This window comes from Bacillus sp. FSL R9-9834, assembly GCF_038006905.1.
Classification (GTDB): domain Bacteria; phylum Bacillota; class Bacilli; order Bacillales; family Bacillaceae_G; genus Bacillus_A; species Bacillus_A pacificus.
Window position 1 is genome coordinate 765,740 of sequence record NZ_JBBOWD010000001.1, and the last position, 13,847, is coordinate 779,586.

16 protein-coding genes and 1 riboswitch are annotated in these 13,847 nt (G+C 35.0%); of the genes, 15 read left to right on the forward strand and 1 reads right to left on the reverse strand.

Going from position 1 to position 13,847, the window contains the following annotated elements:
* Positions 1 to 56 precede the first annotated feature (56 nt).
* From MKY00_RS03935 to kdpDN, 8 genes are all read left to right on the forward strand, one after another.
* Entirely contained in the window at positions 57 to 443 is a 387-nt protein-coding gene (locus tag MKY00_RS03935; protein WP_061183500.1) for a hypothetical protein, read from the forward strand.
* 16 nt (positions 444 to 459) lie between these two features.
* The gene (locus tag MKY00_RS03940; protein WP_000866315.1) at positions 460 to 690 is read left to right on the forward strand and encodes a hypothetical protein; all 231 of its coding nucleotides are present in this window, start codon (positions 460 to 462) and stop codon (positions 688 to 690) included.
* Between the two features lie 261 nt (positions 691 to 951).
* Positions 952 to 1,097, forward strand: a riboswitch (cyclic di-AMP (ydaO/yuaA leader).
* Positions 1,098 to 1,195: 98 nt separating this feature from the next.
* Complete coding sequence (locus MKY00_RS03945) at positions 1,196 to 1,300, forward strand: SipW-dependent-type signal peptide-containing protein (protein ID WP_000887889.1); 105 nt, start codon at positions 1,196 to 1,198, stop codon at positions 1,298 to 1,300.
* Complete coding sequence (gene kdpF / locus MKY00_RS03950; protein WP_000972376.1) at positions 1,297 to 1,377, forward strand: K(+)-transporting ATPase subunit F; 81 nt, start codon at positions 1,297 to 1,299, stop codon at positions 1,375 to 1,377. The genes MKY00_RS03945 and kdpF overlap by 4 nt, the downstream gene beginning before the upstream one ends.
* Positions 1,378 to 1,396: 19 nt before the next feature.
* Positions 1,397 to 3,064 carry a potassium-transporting ATPase subunit KdpA gene (gene kdpA, locus MKY00_RS03955; protein ID WP_016716498.1) on the forward strand — a complete coding sequence of 556 codons (1,668 nt, stop codon included), beginning with the start codon at positions 1,397 to 1,399 and terminating at the stop codon, positions 3,062 to 3,064.
* A 13-nt stretch (positions 3,065 to 3,077) separates the two neighbouring features.
* On the forward strand, positions 3,078 to 5,168 hold the full coding sequence (gene kdpB, locus MKY00_RS03960; protein ID WP_029141055.1) for a potassium-transporting ATPase subunit KdpB: 2,091 nt from the start codon (positions 3,078 to 3,080) through the stop codon (positions 5,166 to 5,168).
* A gap of 16 nt (positions 5,169 to 5,184) precedes the next feature.
* A complete protein-coding gene (gene kdpC, locus MKY00_RS03965) occupies positions 5,185 to 5,766 on the forward strand; it encodes a K(+)-transporting ATPase subunit C (RefSeq protein WP_016716500.1) in 582 nt (193 codons plus the stop codon).
* Positions 5,767 to 5,822: 56 nt separating this feature from the next.
* Positions 5,823 to 6,977 (forward strand): KdpD-like non-kinase potassium sensor, encoded by a 1,155-nt coding sequence (gene kdpDN, locus MKY00_RS03970; protein WP_073529809.1) that lies wholly within the window; start codon positions 5,823 to 5,825, stop codon positions 6,975 to 6,977.
* Between the two features lie 24 nt (positions 6,978 to 7,001).
* Here kdpDN and MKY00_RS03975 read toward each other — a convergent pair whose 3' ends face one another.
* Positions 7,002 to 8,183, reverse strand: a complete 1,182-nt coding sequence (locus MKY00_RS03975) for an MFS transporter (protein ID WP_016716502.1) — start codon at positions 8,181 to 8,183, stop codon at positions 7,002 to 7,004.
* Positions 8,184 to 8,322: 139 nt separating this feature from the next.
* On the opposite strand from MKY00_RS03975, the gene MKY00_RS03980 reads away from it, so the two are divergent.
* The 7 genes from MKY00_RS03980 (at position 8,323) to MKY00_RS04010 (ending at position 13,803) form a co-directional block, all read left to right on the forward strand.
* Complete coding sequence (locus MKY00_RS03980) at positions 8,323 to 8,784, forward strand: MarR family transcriptional regulator (protein WP_016716503.1); 462 nt, start codon at positions 8,323 to 8,325, stop codon at positions 8,782 to 8,784.
* Positions 8,785 to 8,912: 128 nt separating this feature from the next.
* Positions 8,913 to 9,767 (forward strand): patatin-like phospholipase family protein, encoded by an 855-nt coding sequence (locus MKY00_RS03985; protein ID WP_000892679.1) that lies wholly within the window; start codon positions 8,913 to 8,915, stop codon positions 9,765 to 9,767.
* 350 nt (positions 9,768 to 10,117) lie between these two features.
* Positions 10,118 to 10,513 (forward strand): hypothetical protein, encoded by a 396-nt coding sequence (locus tag MKY00_RS03990; RefSeq protein ID WP_016716504.1) that lies wholly within the window; start codon positions 10,118 to 10,120, stop codon positions 10,511 to 10,513.
* An 87-nt stretch (positions 10,514 to 10,600) separates the two neighbouring features.
* Entirely contained in the window at positions 10,601 to 11,674 is a 1,074-nt protein-coding gene (locus MKY00_RS03995; RefSeq protein ID WP_016716505.1) for an ABC transporter permease, read from the forward strand.
* A 9-nt stretch (positions 11,675 to 11,683) separates the two neighbouring features.
* The gene (locus MKY00_RS04000) at positions 11,684 to 12,916 is read left to right on the forward strand and encodes an ABC transporter permease (protein WP_029141056.1); all 1,233 of its coding nucleotides are present in this window, start codon (positions 11,684 to 11,686) and stop codon (positions 12,914 to 12,916) included.
* Positions 12,917 to 13,567 (forward strand): ABC transporter ATP-binding protein, encoded by a 651-nt coding sequence (locus MKY00_RS04005; RefSeq protein WP_016716508.1) that lies wholly within the window; start codon positions 12,917 to 12,919, stop codon positions 13,565 to 13,567.
* Positions 13,555 to 13,803 (forward strand): hypothetical protein, encoded by a 249-nt coding sequence (locus MKY00_RS04010; protein WP_016716509.1) that lies wholly within the window; start codon positions 13,555 to 13,557, stop codon positions 13,801 to 13,803. Before MKY00_RS04005 ends, MKY00_RS04010 begins: the two co-directional genes overlap by 13 nt.
* The last annotated feature ends 44 nt before the right edge of the window (positions 13,804 to 13,847 follow it).

Genomic DNA, 13,847 nt, shown 5'->3' on the forward strand with positions numbered 1-13,847 from the left:
TATAGGGGAATATCAATCTATGTTTGAATTCTTTTATGCTAAGGAGGATGAGGTACATGGAACTAACACTTATTTGTGTTGGAGAAGAAAGCAAGATAAATAGTTTAATAGATTTAGTAGCCTTTCAACATGAGTTAATTATTTTTACAGCAAATGAAGAGATAGCGGCTGAAGTGAGGAATTGTGGATTTGATTGGACGTATAGTTGTAGTAAGGAGCAGGATTTTACTAGTATTTATGAGTGTATTAAGAAGGTGATTTTACTAGGGGATGAGCTTCCAATCGTTAGCTTCTTTACAGAACACATTCGCTTTTCTTTTCAAGCGCCTATTACTGTTGTTACAAGGAATAAACGGTATCCAGCGAGGCTCTATGAAACAATTGGAGCTACATTTGTCGTGTTTACGAATTGTGATAATATTTCTTTTTTATTTTTTGAATAGGGCGGGGGAGAAGAAGATGAAGGTGTTGTTACTAGGAGATATAGCGAATCGTTGGGCGGTATCGGTAGAGCGAGTTCAAGAATTGGTCGTACTTGATCCTATTTTTCCAAGGCCCTATATCATATTGCCATCAAAAGACGCTTTATATTTAAAAACAGATGTTATCGAATATGAGCAGCTACATGCAGAATTGTCACAAGTTTATATTCGCGGGAGAAATTTACGTGCTTTTTTACGAGGAGAATAAATAGTGAATGAAAAAAGAGCGAATGCGAAGTGCAACAAGCTATGCACTTCATGTCATTCGCTCTTTTTATTTCGTATTTAAAAGATCATTTATGTGAAAAAGAAAGAAAAGACGAGAAAACAGATGAAAAAATATTAATAACACTCAATGTAAGCGTTTAAATAGATGGATATTTTCTTATTTTCAGTAATTTAGCTCTTTACAAGTGAAAAATAGAGGAGTATATTTACTCTCATAAATCATTCATAAAATTTCCAAAAAAACCTAAAATCGCTGAGTTCCAGAAATGGAGCGGGGGAACCAATTTTGTGCATTGTCACTTGGGGTGAATCTTTCAGTTTTGAAAGTAGGGCTACTCTTTAGGCCCGAATCCGACAGCTAACCTCGTAAGCGTTTAGAGAGGAGGTTTACTTTTTGTTGTTCATTTTTTGAACACTGAGTAGAGCTCAGTGTTCTTTTTTAATATTTTAATGGTAAATTTTTACAGAAAGGTGAGAGGGTAGCTATGTTAGATGTTGTAATGATCGGAATTTTTGTTGTGTTAGTCGCATCGATGGCAAGTCTTGCAAGTTGGTCAGATAAAGTTGTGAAAGAAGGGAAGCAATCATGATGATTGCCTTATCAATTATTGTTGCAGCAATTACGGTGTACTTAGTGTATGCATTATTAAATCCGGAAAAGTTTTAATTAGGGGGAGTCATTCATTATGATCTGGGTTGCAGTTGTTATTACAATGCTATTGTTTATTCTTGTGGCAAAGCCAACGGGAATTTATTTAGAGAAAGCCTTTCAAGGGAGTAAAAAGCTGGATAAAGTATTCGGGCCTTTTGAAAAACTTATTTTTAAAATTACGGGTGTAAAAGAATATAATCAAACGTGGAAACAGTACGCATTATCATTAGTTTTATTAAATGGATTTATGATTGTTGTCGTATATTTCATTTTCAGACTACAAGGAGTATTGCCATTAAATCCAGCACACATTGAAGGAATGGAGCCTACGCTCGCTTTTAATACAGCAATTAGTTTTATGGCTGATACGAACTTACAGCATTATAGCGGTGAAAATGGTTTATCTTATTTATCACAATTAATCGGAATTACATTCTTAATGTTTGCAGCACCGGCAACGACTTTAGCGCTCGTTATGGCATTTATAAGAGGGCTTGCTGGAAAAGAACTCGGTAACTTTTTCGTTGATTTTACGAGAGCATTAACGAGAGTATTTCTTCCTATCGCATTTATGGCGGCACTAGTCTTTGTTGCACTTGGCGTACCACAAACGTTAGACGGTGCCGTTACAGCACAAACAATTGATGGGGCAAAGCAAAGCATATTACGCGGGCCAGTTGCATCATTCGTTTCTATTAAGGAACTTGGAAATAACGGCGGTGGATTTTTCGGAGCAAACTCTACACATCCTTTCGAAAATCCAGGACAAATGAGTAATATTTTGCAAATGATGCTTATGATGTTATTGCCAACAGCACTTCCATTTACGTATGGACGAATGGTGGGCAATAAAAAGCAAGGTCGCATCCTTTTCGTTTCACTATTCATGGTCTTTTTACTAGGGTTTATAACGATTACGACATCTGAATTACATGGAAATCCAGCTTTAAATGGAATGGGTATCGAACATGTACAAGGAAGTTCAGAAGGAAAAGAAGTAAGGTTCGGAACAGTATTTTCTTCACTATACGCAACAGTAACGACAGCTGCTGAAACCGGAGCGGTGAATACGATGCATGATACGTTAACACCAATTGGCGGGTTAGTACCACTCGTAAATATGATGTTAAACACAGTATACGGCGGCGTTGGAGCAGGCTTTGTGAACATTATTATGTATGCGATTATTGCAGTTTTTATATCTGGATTGATGGTTGGACGGACACCGGAGTTTTTAGGTAAGAAAATTGAAGGGAAGGAAATGAAATTAATTGCGGTAACGATACTATTTCATCCACTGCTTATTTTAGGATTTTCGGCATTGGCTCTTTCTACACATTTAGGAACAGAAGCGATTTCTAACTCGGGCTTCCACGGTTTAACACAAGTTGTTTATGAGTATACGTCATCAGCTGCGAATAACGGATCTGGATTTGAAGGGTTAGCAGATAATACACCGTTTTGGAATATTACAACTGGTTTAGTTATGTTTTTAGGACGCTATTTTAGTTTAATTACGATGCTAGCTGTTGCAGCTTCATTGAAAGAGAAGACGGTTGTGCCAGAAACAGTCGGAACGTTCCGTACGGATAATAGTTTATTTGGCGGCATTTTCATCGGAACAATTGTAATTGTCGGTGCATTAACATTCTTCCCGATGTTAGTACTCGGCCCAATTGCAGAATTTCTTACATTGAAGTAATGGAGGGTAAATGATGAGACCGGTAGTAGTAAAAGAAAAAAGAGTAAATGAGTCACACATACATGCAGTAGAAGATGAGGTTAGACAAGCGAAAACGATGGATCGTGATATCGTGAAACATGCGATGAAACAATCCTTTGCGAAATTGAATCCGAAAGTTATGATAAAAAATCCGATTATGTTCGTTGTGGAGATTGGATTTATCATTACGTTCATTTTATCGTTTCTTCCAAGTCGTTCTAGTAGTGTACCAGGATGGTTTAATATAACAGTTTCCCTCATTCTATTATTTACAGTTTTATTTGCTAACTTTGCAGAAGCATTAGCGGAAGGACGGGGGAAAGCGCAAGCTGATTCTTTAAAACAATCGAAGAAAGATGTGTTTGCAAATGTTGTAAAAGAAAATGGAGACATCGTCCAAGTTTCAGCAACTGATCTAAGAAAAGGTGACGTTGTTATTGTAAAACAAGGAGAAATGATTCCAAGTGATGGAGAAGTAATAAAAGGGTTAGCATCTGTTGATGAATCTGCGATTACAGGGGAATCAGCTCCTGTAATAAAAGAAGCAGGCGGTGATTTTTGTTCCGTGACAGGCGGTACGATGGTTGTAAGCGATGAGATTACGATTGTCATTACGAGTAATCCTGGTGAATCATTTATTGATAAAATGATTTCGTTAGTAGAAGGAGCTGCGCGTCAAAAAACGCCGAATGAAATTGCTTTAAATACAGTATTAACGAGTTTAACGCTTATTTTCTTAATCGTTGTTGTGACGCTGCCGATTTTCACAAATTATTTAGGGTTTCAAATTGATACAGCTGTACTTGTAGCATTGTTAGTTTGTTTAATTCCAACGACAATTGGTGGATTATTATCAGCGATTGGTATTGCCGGGATGGACCGCGTGACAAAGTTTAATGTGTTAGCGATGTCGGGTAAAGCAGTAGAAGCTGCTGGCGATATTAATACAATTATTTTAGATAAAACGGGTACGATTACTTTCGGGAACAGAATGGCTCATACATTATTACCTGTAGGAAATGAAACGATTGAGCAAGTTGGAAAGTGGGCTGCGATTAGCTCAGTTTTAGATGAAACACCAGAAGGTCGATCAGTTATCGAGTATGTGCAAGCGAAATCTATATCATATAATAGAGAACTTGCAGAACAAGGTGAGTTTGTTCCATTTAAAGCAGAAACGAGAATGAGTGGTGTTGATTTACAGGATGGAACGAAAGTGAGAAAAGGTGCTGTCGGTAGCGTGATTGAATGGGTTCAGTCACAAGGTGGAACAATTCCGAAAGATGTAAATCAAAAAGCAGATTTCATTTCAAAAGAGGGCGGAACACCACTTGTAGTTGCAGTAGATAATCGTATTTACGGTTTAATCTATTTAAAAGATACAGTAAAACCTGGTATGCGTGAACGTTTTGAACAGTTGCGTCAAATGGGGATTAAAACGGTTATGTGTACAGGGGATAACCCATTAACAGCAGCAACCATTGCAAAAGAAGCAGGAGTAGATGAGTTTGTTGCTGAGTGCAAACCAGAGGATAAAATTGCAGTTATTAAAGCGGAGCAAGATAAAGGGAAACTCGTAGCGATGACAGGTGATGGTACAAATGATGCGCCGGCATTAGCGCAGGCTGACGTTGGATTAGCGATGAATAGTGGTACAACAGCTGCGAAAGAAGCAGCGAATATGATTGATTTAGATTCGAATCCAACGAAGATTATTGAGGTAGTAGGAATCGGTAAGCAATTGTTAATGACACGCGGTGCGTTAACGACGTTTAGTATTGCAAATGATATCGCAAAATATTTTGCAATCATTCCAGCGATGTTTACACTTGCGATTCCGCAAATGGAAGCATTGAACATTATGAAACTAACATCACCACTGTCAGCGATTTTATCAGCATTAATATTTAATGCAGTTATTATTCCATTACTCATTCCATTGGCGATGAAAGGTATCGCATATAAACCGATGAGTTCGAATGCACTACTTGGCCGAAACCTACTTATTTATGGGCTGGGCGGAGTGATTGTACCGTTCATTGGAATTAAAGTAATTGATATAATTGTCGGCTTGTTCATATAAGGAAGAGGGGAAAAAGATGGCGAAGAAACAAAGTATACTATCACCAATCATCCGTATTACTTTTACATTTTTAGTGTTGTGCGGACTTGTATATCCACTTATTATTACTGGTATTGCACAAGCAGTCATGAAGGATAATGCGGATGGAAGTCTAATATATAATGATAAAAATGAAGTGATTGGTTCGAAATTAATCGGTCAAAATTTCACAGATCCACGTTATTTTCATGGGCGTGTTTCTAGTATTGAATATAAAGCAGAGGCATCTGGTTCAAATAACTATGCACCGTCTAATCCAGATTTAGAGAAACGAGTAGAGAAAAGTATTGAAGAGTGGAAGAAACAAAATCCCACCGTACCAGTTACAGAAGTGCCAATCGATTTAGTGACAAATTCAGGTTCAGGGCTTGATCCTGACATTAGTCCGAAGGCAGCTTCCGTGCAGGTAGAGCGCATCTCTAAAATAACGAATATTTCGAAAGAAACGTTAAATCAATTGATTAAGGATCAAACAGAAGGCGCGGCACTTGGCTTATTTGGAGAGACCCGCGTAAACGTTTTAAAGTTAAATTTAGAATTACAGAAACTAATGAAATAGTAACAGTGCTACCTCAATCTAACGGATTGAGGTAGCGTTGTTTCAAAAGAAAGGTTGTGAGTGTTTTGTATGCGGATGACTATAAACCGACGTTTCAAAGGCGAACACCAGAGGAATATTTAGAATATATTCGTCAGCAAAATCGGGGACAGTTAAAGCTATATGTAGGAGCAGCTCCAGGCGTAGGGAAAAGTTATAAAATGCTACTGGATGCTAGAGAGATGAAAAAGGACGGTATGGATATTGTAATTGGTTTAATTGAAACGCATGGGAGAAAAGAGACGGAAGACGCAATTGCTGATTTAGAAAAGGTTCCTTTAAAAGAAATAGAGTATAAAGGGAAAGTGTTTTATGAACTTGATGTGGAAGGAATTATAAAGCGTGCACCGCAAGTCGTTGTTGTGGATGAACTTGCACATAGTAATATTCCCAGTTCTAAAAATAAGAAGCGTTATATGGATGTACAAGAATTGTTAGAGGCTGGTATATCCGTATTGTCAGCGTTTAATATTCAACATTTAGAAAGTGTTCATGATATTGTAGCTCAAATTACGAATGTAAAAGTAAGAGAACGAATTCCAGATTTTATTTTACAAAAAGCAAATGAAATTCAGCTTGTCGATGCAACGCCGGAAGTACTTCGGAAGAGGTTAATAGACGGAAAGATATATAAAGAAGAAAAAATTCAGCAAAGCTTACAAAATTTCTTTACGCTTAATAATTTAGGAGCACTAAGAGAATTATCGCTTCGTGAAGTCGCTGACGATATGGACGAGAAAATTAGTCAAACAGTGATAGAACCAATTGGCGTGAAAGAAAAAATTCTCGTTTGTGTACAGTACAGTTCAACAGCAGAGAAATTAATACGACGGGGCTGGCGCATGGCTGATCGGTTAAACGCTGAATTGTATGTATTAAATGTTGAAAGAGAAAATATAGATTCTCTTTCAGTTGGAAAAAAGCAGACAATTGAAGAGTGGAAGGCGCTCACGAATCAATTTGACGCAAGTTTTGTATTAGAAGAAGCGAAAGGAAGAAAGCCAGCGGATGTTATTATTGAAGTTGCAAAAAGATTACAAGTAACGCAAATTTTACTTGGGCAATCAGCGAGAACGCGATGGGAAGAAATTCGAAAAGGTTCGATTGTGAATGAAATTATGAGACAGACGAAGCATATTGATATTCATATTGTTGCGGATCAACGAGTTTAAAATAGAGCCGACCTTTCGGGGGCTCTATTTTGCTTTTTGTAAAGCATGAAAATGTATCATTTTCATTGCATATAAAATGATAAGTAGAAATGTAATTGCACCTATGAAGAAAATCCAAAAGTAATTTTGATTAAATAAAAGAAATCCACCTATAAGTGGCCCTGTGCCCATACCAAGATAGCGGATGAAGTTGTACATACCGATAGCAGTTGCGCGTTCTTGTACGAATTCTTCCGTTAATAAAGTAGTGTGAGTTGGCATAGAAAGTCCCATACTAAAACCGTACAATGATGTAACGATAATGATAAATGGGATATTAATGCTATATGTGAAAGAGAATAAAGTGACACATATAATATTGAAGAAACTAGTGGTGAATAAAGCTTGCTTTGTTGTGAATTGTTTTTGCAAAAATTTGTAGCAATAACTTCCTAACATAATAGAAAGGGACATCGGTACAAACATAAGACCAATTTCACTTGCAGTTAGGTGAAATAAATTTGTTAAAATGCTCGGTAAAAAAACGAGGAAGCAAAAGTAAATACAAAATTGAATAAAGCCAATAAGAGTAATAGAAAATCCAGTTTTATTTTTTAAGATAAACCAGTAATTCTTTTTTGATTGTGGTTGCTTACTTACAGTTGGTTTTGTTTCTGGAAGTAGTGAAATGTTTATCATTAATAAGAGAATGCCAAGTATAGATAAAAAGAGAAATACGGATAAGTGGCCATTTATACTGCCGAGATAACCACCAATGAGAGGACCAATCGCAGGTGCGAGGGCAAGTAACATTTGGTATAGGCTCATTGCTTCTCCTCGTTCTTTTCCTTCAAATAAATCGCCGATAATCGTTGCTGAAACTACAGGTATAGCCGCTATTCCTATAGCTTGAACAGCTCTAAAAAAGAGAAATAAATAAATGTTTGCCGAAAAAGCACATCCGATTGAACCAATTGTACTAATGACTAAACTAGGGATAAGGACAGGTTTTCTTCCTTTTGTATCAATGAAAGGTCCATATACGAGCTGCATAATTGCAAGAATGAATGTGAAAAGTGAAACTGTGACATTTACAAGATAAGGAGAAGTATGAAAAGAACCTTGAATCATGGGCAAGATAGGTGTGTAAATATTTTGAGCGAAGGAACCGAGTAAGGCACTAATACAGACAACATATAAAATGAAATGTAGTTTGGATTTTTTCATTGTGTTAACCTCCTTCTTTTTGGTTTCCTTGGAAACTAAATTTATTTTAACATGTTTTTCTAACTTGTAAATATGAAAAAATAATTTTAAAATGGTATATAGTTAAATCGTTTCTTTGGAAACTTAGGGGGCGAATAGATTGGATTATACAACGAAACAAATGGAAATACTTTCGGACATTCGTACACTTTTGCATAAAAGAGAAGAACATTTGAAAGGACAAAATGAGAAGTTTCTTCGTGAGACAGGTGTAAGTGCTATGTCTTTATCTGAGTTACATGTAATCGAGTGTATCGGGAAAAATGGTCTGATGAATGTAACGGCAATTACGATAGAAATGGGAATGACGAAGGGCGCAATCTCTAAAGTTTGTACAAAGTTGTTCCAAAAGAAATTCGTTGAGAAGATGCAAATGTTAGACAATCAAAAAGAAATTTTCTTCCGCTTAACGGAAAGCGGAAATGAAATATATAAAGCTCATGATAAATTGCATAAACAAGCTGAAGAAAAGTGGCTGTTACTTTTAGATAGATATACGAAAGAAGAACAAGATTTTATTCAAAGGTTCGTCAAGGATGTTTCCGATCATTTGGAAATATAATTGGAAGAAAAAATTCCGTTTTCTCAAGTCTTTTAAATATAATTTCTGAAAGAACTCATATATAATAGAAACAGATACTTAACATAGTGAATAATTAAAGGGTCAATATATATAGAGGAGAGAGTAACATGCTTGAAAATACAGGGTTAGTATTAGAAGGCGGCGGTATGCGTGGTGTATATACGGGTGGGATATTAGAATACTTTATGGAACAAGATTTATATTTTCCATATGTAATCGGTGTATCAGCTGGTGCTTGTCATGCAGCGTCGTATCTTTCCAGACAAAGAAATAGAAATAAAACAGTAAATATTGATTATGCATCACATCCGAAATATTTATCGTATAAAAACTTATGGAGAAAACGTCAGCTATTTGATATGGATTTTATTTTTCATGAAATTCCAGAAAAGCATGTGCCGTTCGATTTTGAAACATACTTTAATAGCCCCGAGCGTTTTCTTGTAGGAACGACTGATTGTGAAACAGGACAGTCTGTTTATTTTGAAAAAGAAGGAACGAATGATGATGCACTAAATTTATTACAAGCTTCTAGTTCATTACCTTTCATTGCACCAGTAGTAAATTACCGAGGTAAACAATTATTAGATGGCGGGATTTCAGATCCAATTCCAGTTCGTAAAGCACAGGAAGATGGATTTAAAAAATCAGTCGTAATTTTAACAAGAAATCACGGTTACGCAAAGAAAAAATCAAGATTTGGGTGGATTGCTGCGAAAGCTTATAAAAAATATCCGAATCTTGTTAACACGATGCTAAATCGTTATGAAGTGTATAATGAAACACTTCACTACATTGAAAAAGAAGAACAAGCAGGTAATTTATTTGTTATTCGTCCAGAAGTACCGCTTCAAGTAGATCGTATGGAAAAAGATACAGCAAAATTACAAAATTTATACGAGCAAGGCTATGAAGATGCAAAGAGACAGTTTGCTGATTTGCAGGCGTTTTTGCAAAAATAAATATTAGACTGCGGAGAAGAATTTCTCCGCAGTCTTTTTTGTATTGCTTGCTTATCCGTTACTTTTTAAAAATGTATGAATGTTTAAGTGTTTAAAGAGTTTGTAAAACATAGGGGTGTCTTATTGAGGAGAATTTATTTGAAGGATATTATGATGAGGTAGCGCTACAAAACTATTTAATTTATCCGACTTTAATGGGCAGTAAGACCCCCACCTTAAAATGCAGCGAAAGCAAAGAAGTTAGGTGGGGGTCGGGCTGCCCATAAAAGTCCGATTGGTCCAACTAATAATCAGTGGGGGATGAAGAAAACCCCCACTGATTAAAGTTTCACTTTATGAGGTGATTGTTAATGAAGGGAAAGGTTTTTTCGATTGCGACTTTAATGTTATTAGCAACATCCATCTCAACAAGTGCATTCTATCCAACTCTAAGCGGTCACAAAAGCGGTAACCTACTATCTTACAGAGCTCAAACAACTACGAATCAAAATGTATCTCGCTGTTCAGTAGCGATTTCTTTTATTAATTCAAAAGGAAGTTATTCATATATTGAAAGTGCTTCGGATAAATTAGGATCACATGAATCTGGAAGAGCATTAAATGCCACAGTTAGTAATGGCGCATATAACGCCTTTGGTGCAAAGGGCCTATATTCTGAGCATTATGCTAATGAGAATAATGACTATCAAGAAGATACACACAAAGGAACTTTCGATAGTAACGGTAACTTACGGTTACAGTGGTAAAAAATATTAAATAGTTGTCTTTATAAATATTTGGATAAGGAGAAGGGGATGTTCATCATCTCCTTCTTATCTAAAAGGAGCAGAGACATGTATTTAGCTTTTAAAAATATAAAAAACAACAAACTATTTTCCATAATTCTTCTTATGGCATTTTTTATTTCTTTTCTTTCTATATCAGTAGCCGCACTTTTAACAGAGTCTAAACGGAATTTTATCTCTGCTTTTCAAATCGGTTTCCCAGAAAAAAATCAAATTTTAAATGTTCCGATAGCGAATGAAATGGAATTGGAAGCGATAGTTCTTTTCATACAAGATACTTTTGTGAAAAGTGATATTTACGTAGAGCATTTAAAAGCATTAAATAGTTCAGGTGCAATAAAAATCGTAGCTGTGAACTTAAAAGATGATTATTATTGGACGCCATATATTTCTGAGGGGCAATATTTTCATCGTGAAAATGTAAATGATATGGTTGTTGGTGATCAAACGAATGTAAAGGAGTTATATGAATTTGATAATACATATAAAAAAATAGGCACTATATCAAGAAAAGACAGTGACGTCGGTGTATCAGACATATACGTTCCGCTTCAAAATTTACCTACTATATCTAAAAAAGGTATTATCGCGAGTAAACAATTACAATTAACAGTTGTTAATCCTACATCATCTATTCATGACGAGATAAAAACATTTATGAATAAGAGCAAAGAAGTGCTCTCGGGAGATGTTCAAATACTGAATGAACGAGATCTTCAGGAACTACAGGTAGCACATATAGATCCAGCAAATAAGTATTATTATAAATTCATTCTTGTTGCAGTAGTTTCTGGGCTTTCCGCGGTTTTATTTTGGATTTATAAAAAAGAAAGAGAGATTTCATTAAAAAAAGCAGTAGGTGCTTCTAATATATCTATTTATTGTGAACTGTATGTTCAAATTTTGTTTATTTCTCTAGTGGCGATGTCGTTGGTTTTTCTGGCGTTAGAAATGTTTTCTGGAACAATTCATACGTATTTTCAGACATACTTATTAAAACCGTTAACACCATATGTATTCGTATGTAATATTGTTTTTATCATTTTTCTTACAATGTTTGTTACTGTAATTCCAATCAAGCACATTATAAATATATATCCTGGAAAACATTTAAGAACGTAGGTGATCGTCATGTTTTTTATATTTGATTCTATACGGTCTATGAAAAAACGGTTGTTACCAAGTTTGATTATAGTAATTTCTTTAATTATTTCATTTTCTTCAGCTATAGAATTTATTAGTAATCTGTCGGGATATCGAAAAATGATGACAGTAGCAAATAATGTATCGACTCATAAAAGTTTCTATGAACTTTATGCGACGCAAGATATAACATTGTTTAGCGAAGAAAAAGCGAAAAGTGATTATCAACAATTCATGCAAGGGTTATCTAATACGATACCAATAATAAATACAACAAATTATTTGTTCCGTAACTATTCATTTAGCTTAAAAAAAGAAAGTGGAACGATAAAGACTCTTATTATTGATAAAGATATTAATAAATACTTTCATATCCGACTTTCACAAGGAAGGTATTTTGAGGAATCAGAATTTCATAAATCCGTATTTGATATTAGACCTGTTATATTAGGGGCTAATTATAAAGAAAAAGTATCCATTGGTGATGTTATACCATCTGGAAAAATGAAGCTAAAAGTAATTGGCTTTTTAGAAAAAAATTCACCATTTACATATCCTCGGAGCGGTGAAATATCGGATAATCGTATTACATTATTAGATGACATGGCGATTTTACCAATTGGAATAGAAGAAATAGAGTTCTATAGTATAGACCTGTTATACAATGGGTTAATTATAGAAACAAACGAGAAGATAAATATAAATGAATTTCAAAAGAAAGTATTAAAGGTAACAGAAGGTAAGGGGTATTCGTATTACGTTACAAATCCGAATAAATTGTTAGAAAACGAAAAGCAAGGTATTGATAATATGTCATACCCATTATTGTTAAGCGGTACAGTCTTATTTTTTTCATTTCTATCTATTGTATTAATATCAATGGCAGCACTTTATATGGAGCGTAAAAATATTTCTATTAAATCAGCGTTAGGTGCAAGTGCTTTTCAAATATGTCTTCCATTTATTATTGAGTATATGTTGTTATTCATTTTATCGATATGTATAGGAATTACGTATTTTCAATGGGAGAATAGCGGGGCGATTGAAATTCAAAAAGAGATAGAAAATAGTACCGTATCTTTTTTTGGAACGTTACAAGTTTCTGAAGAATCATTGATTGTTATAAGTATGTTATCAATTGTAATGATCTTCATTATATATACAATCATTTATTTCAATGTATTAAAAATAAAAAATACATATATGAAAGAGGGGTTGTAGATGATTCAACTCGTAAATGTGGCTAAAGGCTTTGGAAAGAATAATTTTAGTGCGTTAAAGGATATTAATCTTACAATAGAAAAAGGCGAAATGATAGCTATTATGGGGCCCTCTGGTTCGGGGAAATCTACTCTTCTTAACATTATTGGCTTAATCGATAGTTCCTCTGCTGGAAAGTATTTTTTAGATGGAATGGATACGAGTACATTCAAGTCAAACTATCATAAGTATAGAAACACGGAAGTTGGATTTGTGTTTCAGAACTTTTCGCTATTAGGTGATTATACAGTTGTTGAAAATGTGATGCTTCCGCTTGTATATAGAAGAATTTCTCATAAGAAACGTATGCAAATATCAAAAGAAATGCTGAAAATGGTAGGGCTGGAGAGGCATATTAACAAATATCCTTACGAGTTATCAGGCGGAGAACAGCAAAGAACAGCAATAGCAAGGGCTTTAGCACAAGATACAAAAATTATACTTGCTGATGAACCGACTGGTGCTCTTGATCAAGAAAATGGGAAAAAAATTATGAGTATTTTAAAAGAAATTAATAAACAAGGAAAAACGGTACTAGTTGTCACGCACGATCAAAAGGTAGCTACATACTGCCGGAGGACAATACGTTTGCTCGATGGATGTATGGTATAATATGGATAAAAATATATGGAGAGGTGATACATATGGAAAATGTATATAAAGGGCTTCGACATACTGGATTTACTATGATGCTTATTTTTGGTGGGGTATTTCTACTACGTTGGTTCATTCATGATGAAATGTTACTGGATCAGCTTATTGGATTTAGTGTAGGGATGGTAATGGTTGTTTCGTCAGTTTTCATTCAAAAGTATAGTAAAGAATTACAGATGAATGAGAAATATTAATAATTTTTAACTGCTGTTATCTTTTTCATAGTTTAGTAATCGTG

What these genes read in the sequence shown, in the direction of transcription:
- MKY00_RS03990 (WP_016716504.1), top strand. Translation starts at nt 10,118, where the DNA reads ATGAAGGGAAAGGTTTTTTCGATTGCGACTTTAATGTTATTAGCAACA.
- MKY00_RS03940 (WP_000866315.1), top strand. Translation starts at nt 460, where the DNA reads ATGAAGGTGTTGTTACTAGGAGATATAGCGAATCGTTGGGCGGTATCG.
- MKY00_RS03985 (WP_000892679.1), top strand. Translation starts at nt 8,913, where the DNA reads ATGCTTGAAAATACAGGGTTAGTATTAGAAGGCGGCGGTATGCGTGGT.
- kdpA (WP_016716498.1), top strand. Translation starts at nt 1,397, where the DNA reads ATGATCTGGGTTGCAGTTGTTATTACAATGCTATTGTTTATTCTTGTG.
- MKY00_RS04005 (WP_016716508.1), top strand. Translation starts at nt 12,917, where the DNA reads ATGATTCAACTCGTAAATGTGGCTAAAGGCTTTGGAAAGAATAATTTT.
- MKY00_RS03995 (WP_016716505.1), top strand. Translation starts at nt 10,601, where the DNA reads ATGTATTTAGCTTTTAAAAATATAAAAAACAACAAACTATTTTCCATA.
- kdpB (WP_029141055.1), top strand. Translation starts at nt 3,078, where the DNA reads ATGAGACCGGTAGTAGTAAAAGAAAAAAGAGTAAATGAGTCACACATA.
- kdpC (WP_016716500.1), top strand. Translation starts at nt 5,185, where the DNA reads ATGGCGAAGAAACAAAGTATACTATCACCAATCATCCGTATTACTTTT.
- MKY00_RS03975 (WP_016716502.1), bottom strand. Translation starts at nt 8,183, where the DNA reads ATGAAAAAATCCAAACTACATTTCATTTTATATGTTGTCTGTATTAGT.
- MKY00_RS04000 (WP_029141056.1), top strand. Translation starts at nt 11,684, where the DNA reads ATGTTTTTTATATTTGATTCTATACGGTCTATGAAAAAACGGTTGTTA.
- kdpF (WP_000972376.1), top strand. Translation starts at nt 1,297, where the DNA reads ATGATGATTGCCTTATCAATTATTGTTGCAGCAATTACGGTGTACTTA.
- MKY00_RS03945 (WP_000887889.1), top strand. Translation starts at nt 1,196, where the DNA reads ATGTTAGATGTTGTAATGATCGGAATTTTTGTTGTGTTAGTCGCATCG.
- MKY00_RS03935 (WP_061183500.1), top strand. Translation starts at nt 57, where the DNA reads ATGGAACTAACACTTATTTGTGTTGGAGAAGAAAGCAAGATAAATAGT.
- MKY00_RS04010 (WP_016716509.1), top strand. Translation starts at nt 13,555, where the DNA reads ATGTATGGTATAATATGGATAAAAATATATGGAGAGGTGATACATATG.